Origin of the sequence: Amycolatopsis taiwanensis DSM 45107, assembly GCF_000519205.1 — a bacterium.
Lineage (GTDB): Bacteria > Actinomycetota > Actinomycetes > Mycobacteriales > Pseudonocardiaceae > Amycolatopsis_E > Amycolatopsis_E taiwanensis.
Genome location: NZ_JAFB01000023.1, coordinates 88,651 through 105,132, shown reverse-complemented (window position 1 = coordinate 105,132; position 16,482 = coordinate 88,651). Strand labels below are relative to the sequence as shown.

General features: G+C 69.2%; 12 protein-coding genes. 4 read left to right on the top strand and 8 right to left on the bottom strand.

From position 1 onward, the window contains the following. Positions 1-5: 5 nt before the first annotated feature. Complete coding sequence (locus tag A3CU_RS0118465) at positions 6-581, bottom strand: DUF3090 domain-containing protein (RefSeq protein WP_027943567.1); 576 nt, start codon at positions 579-581, stop codon at positions 6-8. A gap of 154 nt (positions 582-735) precedes the next feature. Here A3CU_RS0118465 and A3CU_RS0118460 point away from each other — a divergent pair, with 154 nt between their 5' ends. The 3 genes from A3CU_RS0118460 to A3CU_RS0118450 are packed head-to-tail and all read left to right on the top strand — an operon-like array spanning position 736 to position 4,687. Continuing rightward, positions 736-2,682 (top strand): alpha/beta hydrolase family protein, encoded by a 1,947-nt coding sequence (locus tag A3CU_RS0118460; RefSeq protein ID WP_027943566.1) that lies wholly within the window; start codon positions 736-738, stop codon positions 2,680-2,682. 18 nt (positions 2,683-2,700) lie between these two features. Continuing rightward, complete coding sequence (locus tag A3CU_RS0118455; RefSeq protein ID WP_245617173.1) at positions 2,701-3,564, top strand: S66 peptidase family protein; 864 nt, start codon at positions 2,701-2,703, stop codon at positions 3,562-3,564. A gap of 49 nt (positions 3,565-3,613) precedes the next feature. Continuing rightward, positions 3,614-4,687, top strand: a complete 1,074-nt coding sequence (locus A3CU_RS0118450; RefSeq protein WP_156960414.1) for a winged helix DNA-binding domain-containing protein — start codon at positions 3,614-3,616, stop codon at positions 4,685-4,687. A gap of 10 nt (positions 4,688-4,697) precedes the next feature. On the opposite strand, the gene A3CU_RS0118445 is transcribed toward A3CU_RS0118450, so the two are convergent. After that, the gene (locus tag A3CU_RS0118445) at positions 4,698-6,953 is read right to left on the bottom strand and encodes a hypothetical protein (protein ID WP_027943563.1); all 2,256 of its coding nucleotides are present in this window, start codon (positions 6,951-6,953) and stop codon (positions 4,698-4,700) included. Positions 6,954-7,317: 364 nt separating this feature from the next. Here A3CU_RS0118445 and A3CU_RS0118435 point away from each other — a divergent pair, with 364 nt between their 5' ends. Beyond that, entirely contained in the window at positions 7,318-7,728 is a 411-nt protein-coding gene (locus A3CU_RS0118435) for a TIGR03668 family PPOX class F420-dependent oxidoreductase (protein WP_084143368.1), read from the top strand. On the opposite strand, the gene mptB is transcribed toward A3CU_RS0118435, so the two are convergent. The 6 genes from mptB to A3CU_RS45365 all read right to left on the bottom strand — a co-directional run bounded on the left by mptB (position 7,697) and on the right by A3CU_RS45365 (position 16,473). Continuing rightward, a complete protein-coding gene (gene mptB, locus A3CU_RS0118430; RefSeq protein WP_027943561.1) occupies positions 7,697-9,274 on the bottom strand; it encodes a polyprenol phosphomannose-dependent alpha 1,6 mannosyltransferase MptB in 1,578 nt (525 codons plus the stop codon). The genes A3CU_RS0118435 and mptB overlap by 32 nt on opposite strands. A gap of 62 nt (positions 9,275-9,336) precedes the next feature. Next, on the bottom strand, positions 9,337-10,974 hold the full coding sequence (locus tag A3CU_RS0118425) for a dipeptide ABC transporter ATP-binding protein (RefSeq protein ID WP_027943560.1): 1,638 nt from the start codon (positions 10,972-10,974) through the stop codon (positions 9,337-9,339). A 163-nt stretch (positions 10,975-11,137) separates the two neighbouring features. After that, positions 11,138-12,034 carry an ABC transporter permease gene (locus A3CU_RS0118415; protein ID WP_027943559.1) on the bottom strand — a complete coding sequence of 299 codons (897 nt, stop codon included), beginning with the start codon at positions 12,032-12,034 and terminating at the stop codon, positions 11,138-11,140. Next, positions 12,031-13,050 carry an ABC transporter permease gene (locus tag A3CU_RS0118410; protein WP_027943558.1) on the bottom strand — a complete coding sequence of 340 codons (1,020 nt, stop codon included), beginning with the start codon at positions 13,048-13,050 and terminating at the stop codon, positions 12,031-12,033. Before A3CU_RS0118410 ends, A3CU_RS0118415 begins: the two co-directional genes overlap by 4 nt. Next, positions 13,047-14,855 (bottom strand): ABC transporter substrate-binding protein, encoded by a 1,809-nt coding sequence (locus A3CU_RS0118405; protein ID WP_245617171.1) that lies wholly within the window; start codon positions 14,853-14,855, stop codon positions 13,047-13,049. Before A3CU_RS0118405 ends, A3CU_RS0118410 begins: the two co-directional genes overlap by 4 nt. 598 nt (positions 14,856-15,453) lie before the next feature. Beyond that, entirely contained in the window at positions 15,454-16,473 is a 1,020-nt protein-coding gene (locus A3CU_RS45365) for a sigma-70 family RNA polymerase sigma factor (protein WP_281174126.1), read from the bottom strand. Between the last annotated feature and the right edge of the window lie 9 nt (positions 16,474-16,482).

Here is a 16,482-nt window from a genome sequence, read left to right as displayed (position 1 = left end):
TCCGCCTAGCCTTCGCTGACGTCCAGTTCACGGCGGTAACCGTTCTGGCGTGGACAGATGTGACCGGCCGGGTCGAGCGGCTCTCCGCACAGCGGGCAGGGCTTGCGGCCGGCGTTGACCACGCGGTCGGCGCGTTCGGCGAAGGCGCGGGCGGCCGCGGGGGTGAGGAACACGCGGACGGCGTCGGGGCCTTCCTCGGTGTCGTCGAGCACGACGGTCTCGTCTACTTCCCCTTCGGTTATCGCGAGGAGTTCGATGACCACCGCCTTGCTTTCGGCGTCCCAGCCCAGTCCCATGGTGCCCACCCGGAACTCCTCCTCGACCGGCACCTTCAGCGGGTCGACGTCGACGAGTTCCTCCGGCGCCTCCTCCGGGATGTCGGCGCCGAACCGGTTGGCGACCTCTTCCAACAGCGAGCCCAGACGCTCGGCGAGCACCGCCACCTGCTGTTTTTCGATGGTCACGCTGATCGTGCGGACATTCTCGGAGGCCTGCAGGTAGAAAGTGCGGTCGCCGGGTTCCCCGACGGTCCCCGCGATGAACCGGTCGGGCTGACGGAAGACGTGGATTACGCGAGCCATGGCACCACCGACCCTAAGCCACCCTTCCATGATCGGCATCCGCCGCCCTGTGATTGAGTGTAGTTGAGCACAGGCCGAAGCCGGTCCACGACGCAGAGCACCCGCATGACGGTGATTTCCCCACCGGAGGGCCGGCCCTCGATATGGTGGCGTGGTGGCCGAAACCGCACCTTATGGAACCTGGAATTCGCCGGTGGGCGCCGCCGATGTCGCGGACGCGAGCGGCGGCGCGCAATGGCTGGACGCCGTCGGCGACGAGCTCTGGTGGGCGGAGGCCAGGCCGGAGGAAGGCGGCCGGCTCACCCTGATACGGCGGCGGAATGGCGGGCAGCCGGAGGAAATGCTGCCCGCGCCGTGGAACGCGCGAAACCGCGTCCACGAATACGGCGGCCGCCCCTGGCTGGTGCGCGACGGCTCGCTGTTCTTCACGCACTGGAACGATCAGCGCATATATACCCGGAAACTGGCCGGGGGCGACGTTTTCGCCATCACGCCGGAACCGTCCACACCGCAGGGCGTCCGGTTCGCCGATCTGCGGCCGGGTCCCGCCGGCGAGATCTGGGCCGTCCGTGAAACGAGCACCGGCCCGCGGCGAACCGATATCCGCCGCGATCTCGTCGCGATCACCACGGGTGCCGGCGCGGGCGGTGCACCGCGTTCGCTCGCGGCGACTCACCATTTCCTGACCGCGCCACAGCTTTCCCCCGATGGCCGGCACGCCGCGTGGCTGGGCTGGAACCATCCGGCGATGCCTTGGGACGAAACGGAACTGTGCGTGGCCGCCGTCGCCGACGATGGCACCTTCGGCCCGCACCGGGTACTCGCCGGCGGTTCCGGCGTCTCGGTCTGCCAGCTCGAATGGGACTCCCCCGGCTCGCTGCTCGCCTTGCTCGATCCCGGCGGCTGGTGGAACCTGCACCGGATCACGCTCGACGGTAAGGCGACCAACCTCGCCCCGGTCGACGCCGAACTCGGTGGCGCGCTGTGGAAGATCGGTTCGCGCTGGTTCGCGCCGCTGGGCGAAGGGCGTTACGCGGTGCTGAACTCCGATCGTCTCGCGGTCCTGGACGAAGAGACGGCGACAGTCACCGACGTGCCGACGGAGTGGACGGCATGGTCGCCGGCGTTCGCGGTGGCCGGCAACGACGTGGTCGGCATTGCCGCCGGGCCGGACACCGAGCACGCGGTGGTACGCGTGGACCTCGGCGACGGCACGGTTTCCCGGCTCGACGCGGCGGACGAGCATGCTCCCCTGCCCGCCGAGTACCTGTCCGTGCCGGAGAAGCGGGTCTTCACCGGCCCGGACGGTGAAGAGATCCACGCCTACCTCTACCCCCCGGCCAACCCGCGTTACGTGGCACCGGAAGGTGAGCTTCCGCCGTATCTGGTGCACGTCCACGGCGGCCCGACCGGCCGGGCATATCCCGTACCGGACCGGGATTTCGCGTTCTTCACCAGCCGCGGGATCGGTGTGGTGGCGGTCAACTACGGCGGATCGACCGGCTATGGCAGGCGGTACCGGGAGCGGCTGCGGGAGGAATGGGGCGTGGTCGACGTGCGCGACTGCGTGGCGGTCGCCCGTGCCCTGGCCGCCGAGGGGCTCGCCGACCCGGCGCGGCTGGCGATTCGCGGTGGCAGCGCGGGCGGGTTCACCTCCGGCGCGGTCATGACCACTGAGCGGGTCTTCGCCGCGGCCACCATCAAGTACCCGATCCTGGACCTGGCCGCGTGGACCGGCGGCGGGGGCGAGACTCACGACTTCGAATCCCGTTACCTGGAGGGCTTGATCGGCCCGCTGCCCCAGGAGAAACAGCGCTACGTCGACCGGTCGCCGCTCGCCCACGCCGACCGGCTGGCCGGCCCGGTGCTGTTGCTGCAGGGCCTCGACGACCAGGTCTGCCCGCCCGACCAGGCCGACCGGTTCGTCGCGGCCTTGCGGGGCAAAGGAATCCCGCACGCCTACCTGACCTTCGACGGCGAACAGCACGGATTCCGCAAGGCCGAGACGATCGTTGCCGCGATGGAAGCCGAATTGTCCTTCTACGGCCAGGTTTTCGGTTTCGACACACCGGGCGTACCGCGGCTGGAACTGCGTCACTGAAACATGGAACGAGAGCGGATGCCGCAGGTCCGGCCCGGCGACACGGTGGCCCTGGTCGCGCCGGCCGGGCCGGCGTCGCCATCGGCGCTGGACAAGGCGGCGGCGACCCTTGCCGGCTGGGGCCTGACCGTCAAGCGCTTCGACAGCGTACGGCCGGTCCGGGAGTACCTGGCCAACACCGACGCCCGGCGTGCCGAGCTGTTCCAGCTCGCGTGGACCGACCCGTCGGTCACCGCGGTGATCGCGGCCCGCGGCGGCTACGGCACCCAGCGGATGCTCGACTTGCTCGACTTCCCCGCGCTGCGTGCCGCCGGCCCGAAAATCTTCGCGGGGTCCAGTGACCTGACCGCGATGCACCAGGCGATCGCGGCACATCTCGGGCTGCCGACGTTGTTCTCCCCGATGCCGGCCGGCACGTTCTTCGACGACGCGGCGGCCGAACAACTGCGGCGCGCGCTGTTCACCCCGGAAGCCGTGCTGCCCGGCGGCGATCCCCTCGTCCCGGGCACCGCGCGCGGCGTCCTCACCGGCGGCAACATCGCCCTGCTCGCCGCCGGGATCGGCACGCCCGAGCACCAGCCGCCGCGGGCGGCGATCGCGATCCTGGAAGACATCGGCGAAGCCCCCTACCGGCTGGATCGGATGCTGACGCAGTTGCTGCGTTCGGGCTGGTTCGACGGGGTGCGCGGAATCGCGCTGGGCTCGTTCACCAGCTGCGGCGACCCGGCGGACGTACGCGCGGTCATGCTCGACCGGCTCGCGCCGCTGGGCGTGCCGATCCTGGGCGGTCTCTCCTTCGGCCACTGCCCGGCCGCGCTGACCGTTCCCCTCGGGGCCGAGGCGGTCCTCGACACCCGGGCAGGCACCCTGAAGACGACCTGATCGTCGATGCGGCCGCCTCCAGACCACTTTGGACGAAAGGCATATCCCGGTGCTTGCTCACGAGAGCGTCCGCAGGCTGCGGGCCCACGCTCAGGCCCTGGTGGGCGGAGTGCGGGAGTCCTCCGCCGAAGCGGTCGTCCGACGGGTCTTCGCCATCCAGGCCCAGGACGCCACGGCCGCTGACCTGGGCATCCGGGTTCGCGGGCGGGACATCACCACGCCTGACATCCGCATGGCATACGAGAAAGAGCGGAGCATCGTCCGCGGCTGGTACCTGCGCGGGACCCTGCATACCGTCCCCAGCGACGACGCCCGCTGGGTCCTGCGGCTGCTCGCCCCCAGGACCCTCGCCACGACCAGCCGCCGCTACCAGCAGTTGGGCCTGACCGACGAGCTGCGCCAGCGGGCTGACCACCTCCTGCGACACGTCCTCACTACGCACGGCCCACTCACCCGGCCCGAGCTGACCGAGCACCTCGCCACCCTCGATGTCCCGCCCGAGGGACAGGCGCCTTTCCACCTGATCCGGCACGCCGCACTCACCGGCATCCTCTGTTTCGGCCCGCAACGCCGCGGTGAGGCCACCTATGTGCTGCTCGACGACTGGCTGCCGTCGGCCGACGACGCCCGCTGTGCGGGAGACGCCGCCCTCGCCGAGCTGGCCCGCCGCTATCTGGCCGCGCACGCCCCCGCCGCCCTGGAAGATTTCGCCGCGTGGTCCGGGCTGCCGGTCACCTGGGCTCGCCGGGCCTGGAAAATGCTCGGCGAATCCGGCGTGATCACCGAGTACGGCGCGCTGACTCTGCTCGCTGGGCAGACGGAGAAACTCGCGGACACATCGGAGGCCCCAGACGTTCGCATGCTGCCCGCCTACGACAACTACCTGGTCGGCTACCGCACCCGCGAGCTGTCCGTTCCCGCTCCCCACGAGGCCCGCGTCTGGCCGGGAGGCGGCGTCATCCGACCAACCGTCGTCGCCGACGGCATGGCCATCGCCACCTGGCGCCGTGGCTCCGGCAGGCGCTCTATCCAGGTGGATGCCTTCGAGCCTGTTCCACCTCGGATCGAGCCGGGAATTGCCATGGAAAAGGCGTCCATCGCCCGCTTCCTGCAGCCCGCCTGAGCCGCCCGCGTCACTCCGTAGTGGCCTCGAGCAGGTCACGAACCCGCCGGACCTCCCATGGGACGTCGTCCACGGGCCAGTTCGCGTTCAGCCGCTCGATCTGGCCGCGATGTTCGTCGATCACCTCTTCGTACATCAGGCCCCAGGCCGCCGCGGCCTGGATCTCCACCTCGGGACAGCCCGTCGCGCGCACCAACGCGCCGACCGAGTTGAAGCCCGGAGATCTGTCCAAGGCGTCGATGGCGGTAAGCCGGTCACTGAGCGGAACGGCGGTGTCGCGTGCGACGGTCCCGAGCGCCTCGACAAGCCGCGGGTCGGCTTCCTCGGAGTTGTCGAACACCGATTTCACCGCGTCCAGAGCGCAACAGCGAATGCTGTCGTTCGCGGCACTTTCCAGGACATCCGCAAGAGGCGGCGCCTCGTCCGCCCCCGAAACACACAGGGCCTGCAACGCGCTCAGATGGTTGGCGCCAACTCCGGTTTCGGGACTGAGTTCGGCCGGTGTCGGAGGGTCCCGCAGCGTCTCAAGGACGCGGTTGAGGACGAGTGACGCCTCAGCGTCCCGGGCCTGGACACCGAGTTGCTTCTCGAGCCCTTCCGGGTGCCACCAGTGGTCCAGTGCGATCCCCACGGCCACCTGGTCCCCGCTGTCGAGCAATGCGCGAAGCGCACGGTGGTACGCCTCGTCCGAGGTGGGGGCCCGCAGTTCCCGGTGGGCGCGGTAGAGGTCTGGGTCCGCGAGACGGCGCCCTTGCCAGTACCAGCTGTGCAGCTTGCCGAGGAGCCGCTCGATGACCTCATGGCCATGAGGGTGCGCGGGCGGGCAGTCTCCCCAGCTCTCGGCCACCTCCACAAGGAGGTCGCGATACTTGTCGAGGCGTCCCGATCTGACCAGGTACCAGGCCGCATGCGCCTGGGCTTTCGCATCGTCGCCGCGCACCAGCCGTAGCAGCAGTCCGTCCGCTTCCGGCCCGAGCGCATCGGCCAGGACGCGGATCGCCTTTTCCTTCGCCAAGTTGAAACGGATGGACGGGTCGAACAGCAGGTCGCTCAACGCGTCGACGACCCGTTGGTCCTTCACCTCCGCCTCGTCGAGCACCCCGTACGCCAGTGAGACCGCCTCGTGGCGGACCTCATCCGTGGCCGCTTGTTCGAGGACGTCCAGCACCAGGTCCGCGTCGGACGGCTCGGCGTGGCGCGCTCCGATCATGTTCAGCGCGCTCAGATGGTTGGCGCCCGCTCCCCGATTCGGGCTCAGCTCGGGGGGAGAGGGTGGTTGCCGTAGCACCTCGCGGGCGCGGTCCAACACCTCGGGGAGGTAGCGCTCGGCAGACGTCTCGTCGTCGAGGACCCGGCGAAGCCCTTCCCAGTGTTCGTAATGATCGAGCGCGACCCCCACCGCGACCATGTCATCGCTGCGCAGAAGCGTGAGGAAGGCTTGGAGGCACGTCTCATCGCTGGTTGGGAACATCAGTTCCCAATGAGCTTTCCGCAGTTTTGGGTCGTCCGGCTCGACGCCGGTCCAGTAGATGCTGTGGAAGCCCGCAAGCTGCTCGCGCACGATGCTCGCGTAACCTCCCATGTCCGTTGGCCAGGACGCTGCGAGACGCTCGACCTGCTCGCGGTGGGTCCGGAGCCGGATTGGCATCGAGAGTTGGAGCGCGGCGCCGATCTGAAGATCGAGTTCGCTCGACTCGCTCGCGCGAACGAGCAGGTCGTCGACCTCCGGGGTGTCGATCATGTCCACAGCAGACAGCGCCTCTCTCCGCTCGGCCACATCGAGGGTCTCGTCGAAGACCATGGCGCTGATCACCGCCAGCAGTCGAGGGTTCGGCCCGGATCCAGCCGTCAGCGCGGCGGCGGCAGCGCGGAAACCCGCCGATCGCACATTCACGTCCGTGGCGCCTTCGATGGCGTCGGCGATCAGGTCCGCGTCCTCGGCCTCGGCCTCGGCGGGGTTCGTCATCACGTTCAGGGCACTCGCGTGGTCGGCGCCCGGCTTGGTGTCCTCGTCTCCAGGCGCCGGGGGGCGGCGGAGCAGATCTCGCGCGACGATGAGCACCTCGTTGGCGAACGATTCGAGCGGGTTCCTGCCGCCGAACCGGGTGAGCGCCTCAGCGTGCCGGTAGTAGTCCAGGGCCATGCCTACGGCGGCCGTGTTGTCGCTGTGCAGCAGGGTGCTGAACGCGCGCAGGAAGGCGTCCGTCCCGGTCGGGTTCCTCAGCTCGGCGAGCGCACGTTCGAGCTCTTCGTCATTCAAGATCATCAGCTCCAAGATGCCAGAACGACCCGGCCGGCGTCTTGGGGCTCGGTCGGCGAAGATGCTGCCGTCAGGCGGAGGCGTAGCCGGACAGGGCGGGCTCCAGCAGTGCGCGAGGAGCCCTGGGGCGAACGCCTGTTCCAGGTCACCGACCCCAACGGAGTGATCGTCCAGTTCGTCGAATGGACCGCCCCGGACAACGTCTGAGCCCTCGGCGATCGCCCTGACCGAGAACCTGCCGAACCTGAGCCAGCGCTCATCCGCGCGGGCCCGTTAGAAAGCTGCGACCCATGAGTCCACCCGGACGATCACCGAGAGGGCTCATGGGTCGCGCGTGTTCCCGTGGCCCTTCTAGGGTGGGCCTGTGCGGCTGTCCAGCGAGGTGGCGCGGGAACGGTTCACGGCGGCGCAGGTCGCGCGGCTGGCCACGGCGGACGCCCACGGCGTGCCGCACCTGGTTCCGGTGACCTTCGCCGTGCATGACGACGTGATCGTCTTCGCCGTCGACCACAAGCCCAAGACCACGACGGACCTGCGACGACTGCGCAACATCGCGGTCAACCCATCGGTCGCCTTCCTGGCCGACCACTATGACGACGACTGGGCGCGGCTGTGGTGGGTGCGGGCCGACGGGTTCGCCACCGTGACCACCGATCCGGCCGAGCGGGTCGGGCCCGTCGACTGGTTGTGTGCCAAGTATCCGCAGTACGCGGACCACCCGCCGGCAGGCCCGGTGGTCCGCGTGACCGTCACCGCTTGGCGGGGGTGGGCGGCGAGCTGACGAAGTCGGGCACGGCCTGTTTGCGCCACGCGGCGATCAGGCCGAGCGGGTCGGGCCGCAGCAGCGACGCGGCCGCGTAAACCCCCAGCACCAGCGTGAGCACGACGAACCACCAGTCGTAAAGCGCCTGCTCACCGGTCGGGTAGTAGGCCATGACCAAGAGGATCGACACGCCGACCACGATGGCGAGGTGCCGGCGCCGCCACGGGAACGCCGACGCGATGACGAAGCCCCAGGTCAGGTACCAGGGCAGGGTGGGCGGCGCCAGGATCGCGGCCGCCAGCAGCGTCATCGCCAGCCGGAAGATGGCCTCGTTGCCGCCGTAGCGGGACTTCCACCACTGCCGCACGAAGAACACCGCGAGCGCCAGCCAGGACAGCAGCCGCGCGACCGTGACGAACGGCGACTCCGGCACGTTGATCACGAAGTGCACCAGCGTGTAGATCACCTGGCCGACCCCGGTGGCCGGGTTCAGCCAGTTCGTCACCAGTTGCGGCGCCTTCAGCCCGGTGACCCAGCCGAGGTTGAACGAGCCGAGCGACACCCAGGTACCGAGCACGAACACCACGCCGAAGATCGCGCTCGACGCCAGGCCGGCCTTGAGGAAGTTGCGGACCCGGTTGTCGCCGGGCAGGTGGTTGCACCAGATCCAGACCAGGAACGGCAGCGCGATCGCCGCCGTCGGCTTGATCAGCATCGCGACCGTCACCAGCACGATCGACAGCACGTGCTTGCGCTCGAGCACGGCGAGCACCCCGGTGCACAGGAAGCCCAGCATCATCGCGTCGTTGTGCGGGCCACCGAACAGGTGGATCACCGTCATCGGGCTGGCCACCGCCAGCCACAGCGTGATCGGCAGCTTGCCGCCGAGGTGGCGGACCAGCCGCGGCAGCGCCCACACCATGGCGCCCAGCCCGAGCAGCAACACCAGCCGGGTCACGATCACCCCGGCGATCACGTTGTCCCCGGTGAGCGCCACAACACCCTTGGCCACCAACAGGAACAGCGGCCCGTACGGAGCGGGCGTGGTCTGCCACACCGGGTGCACGTTCTGCACGACGTTCGGCAGGATCTCCAGCTCGGCCGGGCCGTGCGTGTACGGGTTGAGCCCGTGCAGCAGCTGCGCGCCCTGCCCGAGGTAGGAGAATACGTCCCGGGTGAACAGCGGTGGCGCGATCAGCAACGGCGCCATCCAGCAGCCCGACGCGATGAGGATCGCCCGGCTGCCGATCCGCCCGGCCAGCATGTACCGGCCCAGCCGGACCCAGGCCCACACCACCAGCCCGAAACCGGCGTAAAGCACGCCGTTGGCCAGGATGTGCCCGTGTCCATACCGGACCCAGGACAGCGGGCCGGTGCCGATGATCGGGTCGCGGATCAGGATGCCGCCGGCGCCCAGCGCGCCGAGCAGCAGCAGCACGCTGCCGATGGTCCCCATGAGCGTGGTGCGAACAGGGAACGGAGGGTCGTGCGCCTCCACCGGGTGCGCCTCCACGGGCGCCCCGGCCGCCGGAACATCCGGCGCGGGATCAATAGTGGTCGCCATGTCGTTCATGGAGATTACACAGGGCGGGCGGCCGAAGTTGCGGCACCTTGACATTTCGGCTGTCAAGACTGTATTTGCGCGCGGACCCCGCCCGGCAGGGCCGCCAGGAGCTCCTTGGTGTAGTCGTGCCGGGGCGCGAGCAGGACCTCCTCGACCCTGCCGACCTCGACCAGTCGGCCGCGATACATCACCGCCACCCGGTCGGCGATGTTCCAGGCCAGCCCGAGGTCGTGTGTGATCACCAGGCCGGCGAGCCCGAGTTGACGCCGCAGCCGCAACAGCAGGCCCAGGATCTCGCCGCGCACCGACGCGTCCAGCGACGCCACCGGCTCGTCGGCGACGAGCACGCCGGGCTGCAGCGCCAGCGCACCGGCGATCACCACCCGTTGCCGCTGCCCGCCGGACAGCTCGTGCGGCAGGCGGGTGAAGAACTCCTCCGCGGGACGCAGTTCGGCCGCTTCGAGTGCGGCTGTCACGATCTCCCGCTCGTCACCGGGAAGCCGGTGTATCCGCGGGCCTTCCGCGACGGCCTCGTACACGGTGTGACGCGGGTTCAGTGCGCTCGTCGGGTCCTGGAGGACGAGTTGGACCTGACGCCGGTACGCCTTCAGCGCCGCGCCCGAGGTCGGCACCGGGGCACCGGCGTAGCTCACCGTTCCCGCGGTCGGCTTCTGCAGGGCCAGCAGCGTCCGCGCGAGCGTCGTCTTGCCGGAACCCGACTGCCCGACCAGTGCGACGATCTCGTTACGGCACACCTGCAGGTCCACTCCCGCGACCGCGTCGATCCGGCCGCGCTTGCGTCCGGAATAGACCACTCGCAGGTCCCTGGCTTCCAGCAGGACGTCCTTCTCCGGGGCGCGCTCGGGCTCCGGAGGCAGCGGGACGCTGGTGGCCGGGGCGAACCGCGACGCCGGATCACCGACCGTGGGGAACGCGGCGGCCAGCGCCCGGGTATGGCTGTGTTCGGGCTCGGACATGATCCGCGCCGACGGGCCCTGCTCGACCACCTCGCCTCGATACATCACCGCGATCCGGGCACAGGTCGCCGCCAGCACCGACAGGTCGTGGCTGATCATGACCAGCCCGAGGCCGCGCTCGGCGACCAGCCGGGTCAGCAACCCCAGCACCTGGGCCTGCACGATCACGTCGAGCGCGGTGGTCGGCTCGTCGGCGATGATCAACCGGGGCCGGCAGGCCAGCGCCATCGCGATCATCACCCGTTGCCGCTGCCCACCGGACAACTCGTGCGGATAGGCACCGGCGCGCGAGACCGGCAGGTCGACCTGCGTGAGCAACTCGGCCACCCGCGCCTCGAGATCGGCGTCACCGGGCGGCCGGGCCGAGTGCAGCCGGATCGGCTCGGCGATCTGGACACCCACCCGCTGTACCGGGTTGAGCGAGTGCATCGCGCCCTGGAACACCACCGACGCCCCGGCCCAGCGCACCGCCCGCAACCGCCCCCACCGCATCGCGGTGACGTCCTCACCGTCCAGCAGGATCTCGCCGGTCACCCGCGCCGATTTCGGCAGCAACCGCAGCACGCTCATGGCCACCGTCGACTTGCCCGACCCCGACTCCCCCGCGATCCCGAGCGTCTCGCCGGGTGCCAGACACAGGTTCACGTCCTTGACCGCCGCCACGTCCCCGCCACCGGTGCGGTAGGTGACGCCGAGGTTCTTCAACTCCAGCAAGGAATTCACGCTGAGTCCTCCGCGAGTTTGCGCGCGACCGCGATCGTGTCGACGAGGCGCTCCATCGGGGATGGAGTCACGTTCTCGACGAGGGCGCCCCGCCGCCCCGATAGCGGGCCTTCGGGGCGCGCGTGCTGGTCGCCTTGATTGCCGCGGCTTGACACTGGATTCCTCACGGTCGTTCCCGTTCCCCGCGCAACCGCGGATCGAGCACCGTCTCCAGCGCCCGGCCGACCAGGGTGAAGCACAGCACCACGACCACGATCGCCAGCCCCGGCGGCAACAGGTACCACCACGCCCCGCCGGTGACCGCGCCCGAACCGAGCGCCCGCTGCAACATCGAACCCCAGGATGCCGCGCTCGGGTCACCGAGGCCGAGGAAGGACAGCGTGGACTCGGCGATGATCGAATTACCCACCACCAGCGTGGTGTTCGCGAACACCAGCGGCAGCACACCCGGCAGGACATGCCGCCCGACGACGTGCAGGTGCCCGCCGCCCAGTGCCCTGGCCCGCTCGATGTAGGGGCGGCTTTCAATGGTCAGCGTCTGCGCCCGCACCAGCCGGGCGGTGGTCGGCCACGACGTCACGCCGACCGCGAGAATGATCGTCGCAACGCCCTGCGGCAGCACGCTGGAGAGCGCGATGGCCAGCACCAGCGACGGCAGCACCAGGAAGAAGTCGGTGACCCGCAACAGGATCGCCGAGGTCCAGCCGCCGAAATGCGCGGCCGCGATCCCGGCGACGGTGCCGATGAACACCGACAGCACGGTCGCGGAAAACCCGACCAGCAGCGAGATTCTCGCGCCCCACAACGTCAGCAGCAGAACCGACCTGCCGTCGACGTCCGTACCCAGCGGGAACTGCGCGCTGGGCGGCTGCAACGGCCTTCCCGGCGCGTGGGTGACGTCCAACCCCGCCGAGTCGGTGATCACCGGCGCCAGCACGGCCAGCACCACGATCAGCGCCAGCACCGCCAGGCCCGCCAGCCCGCCCCGGTTGGCCGCGAACTCCCGCCACACACCCGCGGCGGCCGCGCGCCGCCGCTGCCAGACGATCGCGGCGGTCACTGCGCACGCACCCGCGGGTCGAGCACACGGTAGAGCACCTCGGCGACGAGATTCATCACGATGACCGAACCCGCGAGCACCACGAAAACCCCCTGCAACAACGGCAGATCCGGCACCCGTAGTGCCTGGTAGGTCAGGTAACCCAGCCCTGGCCAGGAGAACACCGCCTCCACCGTGACCGTGCCCGACACCACCAGACCGAACTGCAGGAAGATCAGCGTGACCGTGGGCAGCAACGCGTTCGGCACGGCGTGGCGGCGGCGCACCACGTCGTCGCGCAGCCCCTTGGCCCGGGCCGTGGTGAGGTAGTCGGCGTTCATCTCGCCCAGCAGCGACGATCGCATCACCAGCATGTACTGCGCGTAGATCACCGCCAGCAGGGTCAGGCACGGCAGCGCCAGGTGCCGCAACACGTCCAGCGTCTGGGGCAGGAACCCGGGCGGGGTGTCGGGCGAGCGCATCCCGCCACTGGGGAACAGGCCGCGCGTGACGATCAGCAACAGCAGGCCGAGCCAGAACTGCGGAACCGACCACAACGTGAGCGCGATCCCGGTATGCGTGCGGTCGAAGGCACTGCCCCGCCGCCAGGCCGCCCGCACACCCAGCCACAGCCCGAGCGCGATGGCCAGCACGGTGGCCGTGCCGACCAGCAGCACCGTCGGCCAGAACCGCTCGGCGATCAGGTCGGACACCGGCCGGTTGTAGGCATACGACGTGCCGAGGTCACCACGGAAGATCCCGAAGAAGTAATCCAGGAACTGTTGGTACAACGGCTTGTCCACGCCCAGCCGCTCACGCAACCGGGCCAGCTGCGCGGGATCGAACGGCTTCTCCCGCGTCATGGTCGCGACCGGGTCGCCCGGGATCATGCGGAACAGCAGGAACCCCAGGACGACCACCAGGAACAGGCTGCCGACCGCCCCGCCGAGCCGGCTGAGCAGGAAGCGACCCGTGCTTCTCCCGCCACGCCGCTCGTCGGGGTCGGTCAGTTCAGCGCCGGAGAGCGCCTGCGTCACTCCCGGTCCTCCGCGGTGGTCTTCCGCCGCGCGAACATCGTCGCGGCCACCGCCACCACGACCACCACGCCCGCACCGATCCCGATCCACGCGCCGGTCGACAGGCCGCTGGAGCCGCCGCTCGCCTCGGACGCCGGGGTGGCGCCGTAGAAGGCCCAGTAGCCGCTCTGCTCCATGATCGTCCCGGTGTTGGCGGGCTGCTTGGGGAACGACGCGAACCGGTCGGAGCGGTAGGCCTCCAGCGGGTTGTCGTAGTCGAGCACGACGCTAGTGGACAACTCGTAGTAGCGCGCCTGCGCCTGCTTCACCAGATCCGCCCGCTTGGCCGGGTCCAACTCGGTGCTCTCTTGCTGGTAGAGGCTGTCGAACTGCGGATCGCACAGGAACGAGGCACTGGTGTTGGCGCCGGCTACCGCGGGCAACGTGGCACAGGTCTGCTTCGCCAGGATGTAGTCGGGGTCGGGACTCGTGCCCCACCCGGAGAACGCCAGATCGTAGTTGCCGTTGCTGGTCCGCTGGTCGACCTCGTTGTCGGAGACCAGTTCCTTGGTCACCTTGATGCCGACGGCGTCGAGCCAGCTCACCACGTAGTCCGCGGCCCGCTGCGAGAAGTCTTCACTGGACTTGCCCACCAGGCGCAGGTTCAGCGGCTTGCCGTCCTTGCCGACCCGGACGCCGTCCGCGCCCCGCGGGTAGCCGGCCTGGTCGAGTTGGGTGTTGGCGGCCGCCGCGTCGTAGGCGAAGCGCTTGTCCGGCGCGGGCTCCCAGTGATAGGCCGGGAACGCGGCGGGAACGAGGCCGCCGCCGAGCTGGCCGTAGCCGCCGAGGACCTTGTCGATCAGGGTCTGCGGGTCCACCGCCCGCGCGATCGCCTGCCGTACCCGGACATCCTGCAGCGCCGGGTTGCCGTCCCCGATCGGCTGCCGGTCGAGGTTCTGCGCGCCCGGGTTGATCAGCATCTCCCGGTACCGGCGGCCGATCGCCTTGTTGGTCGTGATGCCCGGCTGGTTCTGCAGCGCGTCGAACTGCGTCGCGGTGAGCCGGTTGACCACGTCGACCTCGCCGTTGCGCAGCGCGTTCACCGCCGCGTCCGCATTGGTGTAGCTGATGAACTGCAGCTCGTCGACCTTCGGCCGCCCGCGCCAGTAGTCCGGGTTCGCCTTGAGCCGGATCAGCTGGAAGGGCCAGTACTCGCTGATGAGGAACGGGCCGTCACCGACACCGACCACCGCCACCGAGTCGGTCGCCGGGTCGTCCATGCTGGTGATCTTGCTCCAGATGTGCTCCGGAACGATCGGGATGTCGATCGCGGTCATGCTCGCCTGCGGCTCCTTGGTCTTGATCACCAAGGTCGTGTCGTTGGGCGCGGTGACGCTCTCGAAGTTCTCGACGTAGCTGCCGTTGGCCTCCTGCGCGGCCTTGTCGGTCATGATCCGGTTGTAGGTGTAGGCGATGTCGCGCGCGGTCATCGGCTGCCCGTCGGACCACTTGATGCCCTGGCGGATGGTGAACGTCCAGGTCAGCTTGTCGTCCGAGGTGGTCCAGCCGGTCGCCAGGGTCTGGCTCGGAGTGTTGTCCTCGGCCGATGGCGGGGTCAGGTATTCCCAGGTCATCCGCCCGACCATCACGCTGGAGGCGAAGGACGCCAGGAACGGGTTGAGATGGTCGATCTCCTGGACCAGCGCCACCCGCAGCACCTTGCCGGCATCCTGAGCCCGCGCCACCGGTGCAAACGGCCCGGCAACCAGCGCCGCGGCCAGGAACGCGGCGGCGGTACGCCACCGCTTCGGAATTCTGAGCCCCACAGTTGTCCGCCTCTCCGATCACTCGAGGCGAAACACTAACCACAAGATCGACCAGTTGCGCAATATCCGCCATATGGGGCAAGTACTCAATTGTTGTCGTCAGTCACAGTGTGTCGTCGATGACTACTTTTAGTAACCAACAGGCCTCGGCTGTGCCCGCTCGTGCCGCCTCTACAGAGCTGTGCACGGACGCCCCGGCAAGTTGAACCTGGAGAGCCATGAGACCGTGCCGCCGTCGGGTGCGCGGATCGAGGCGTGGTGGCGAATGTGTTGGCGGAAAGTGTCATTGCACCCGAACATGGGTCTCGCTGGTAGCAAGAGCGAACTTCGTTCCACGCAGTATCCAACGCGCATTTACCCAGCAAGACAAAGGTTGCACGTTTCCTGATCCATCACAGCGACCGGGAAATCCTTATACTGCAAGGAAATCCATGGCTCACCCCACCATCCTATGTGGATTGCCAGCGCCGTATACCCGCTTCCGAGTCGCCAACTGGCCCACCAAGCCTCAACATCGCCGAGAACTGAAAACTCCGGAGGGGACGAGGCAATTACCCCGGTAACCGGGGCCACGGGAAACTTCGGCTGACGGGTGCTGTCACCTCGGACACCGGGAAACCACCGCACAGCTTCCAGCAGTGGGCGCGAGGCCGAACGTCGATACGAGACCGGGGTCGTTGAACGACGTGATGCGGGCGATCCGGGAGCCGATCAAAGTCAGGACCTGGACGCCGTGTGCCTCGTAGCGGCGGTCGCCCGCGCGCTCGTAGAGGACGGCGGCGGGCTGGCCGTTGGCACGGGTAGGCACCATCCGCCACAGGTTCGGGCGCAGCACCCGACGGGCCAGGAACCCGACGACCGCACGCCGGCCGGTGAACCAGGTCGGGATCGGCGGCATCTCCAGTTCGACGTCGGCCCGCAGCACGCGTACCAACGCGTCCGGATCGGCTTGCGTGAACGCATCGACATAGCCGTCGAGGAGAGCCCGCTGGGTTTCCTCGTCCGGCTCGGCCAGATCGTCCTCGACCGGTGCGGCGGCGGCCAGGCGGGCCCGGGCACGGCGCAGCGCGCTGTCGACGGCCACGGTTGTCGTGTCCAGTATCTCGGCGACCTCAGCCGCCCGGAATCCCAGCACGTCCCGCAACGTCAGCACGGCGCGCTGCCGCGCGGGAAGAAGTTGGAGCGCGGCGATGAAGGCAAGCCGTACCCCGGTCTTCCCGGTCACGATCGTCGCGGGATCACCGGCACCCAACAGCGCGTCGGGTGCCGGCTGGAGCCACGGCACCGATGGCTCGGGAGCGACGGCCACCCGGTGATCTTCCGAAGGCGCACCCAATCCCGACGGAAGTGGCCGCCGGGAGCGCGTGTCCAACGCTGTCAGGCAGGCCATGGTGGCGATCTTGTACAGCCACCGCCGCACCGACGAGCGACCCTCGAACCCGTCGAACGCGCGCCATGCCCGCAGATAGGTTTCCTGCACCAGATCCTCGGCATCGTGGATCGAGCCGAGGATTCGGTAGCAGTGCGCAAGCAACTCCGGCCGGTACCGCTCAGTCCGGGCGACAAACTCGGCGTTCGATGGCATCGCGGCTTCTCCAGAGGGTGCGGTGACGTTCACGGTAGATGA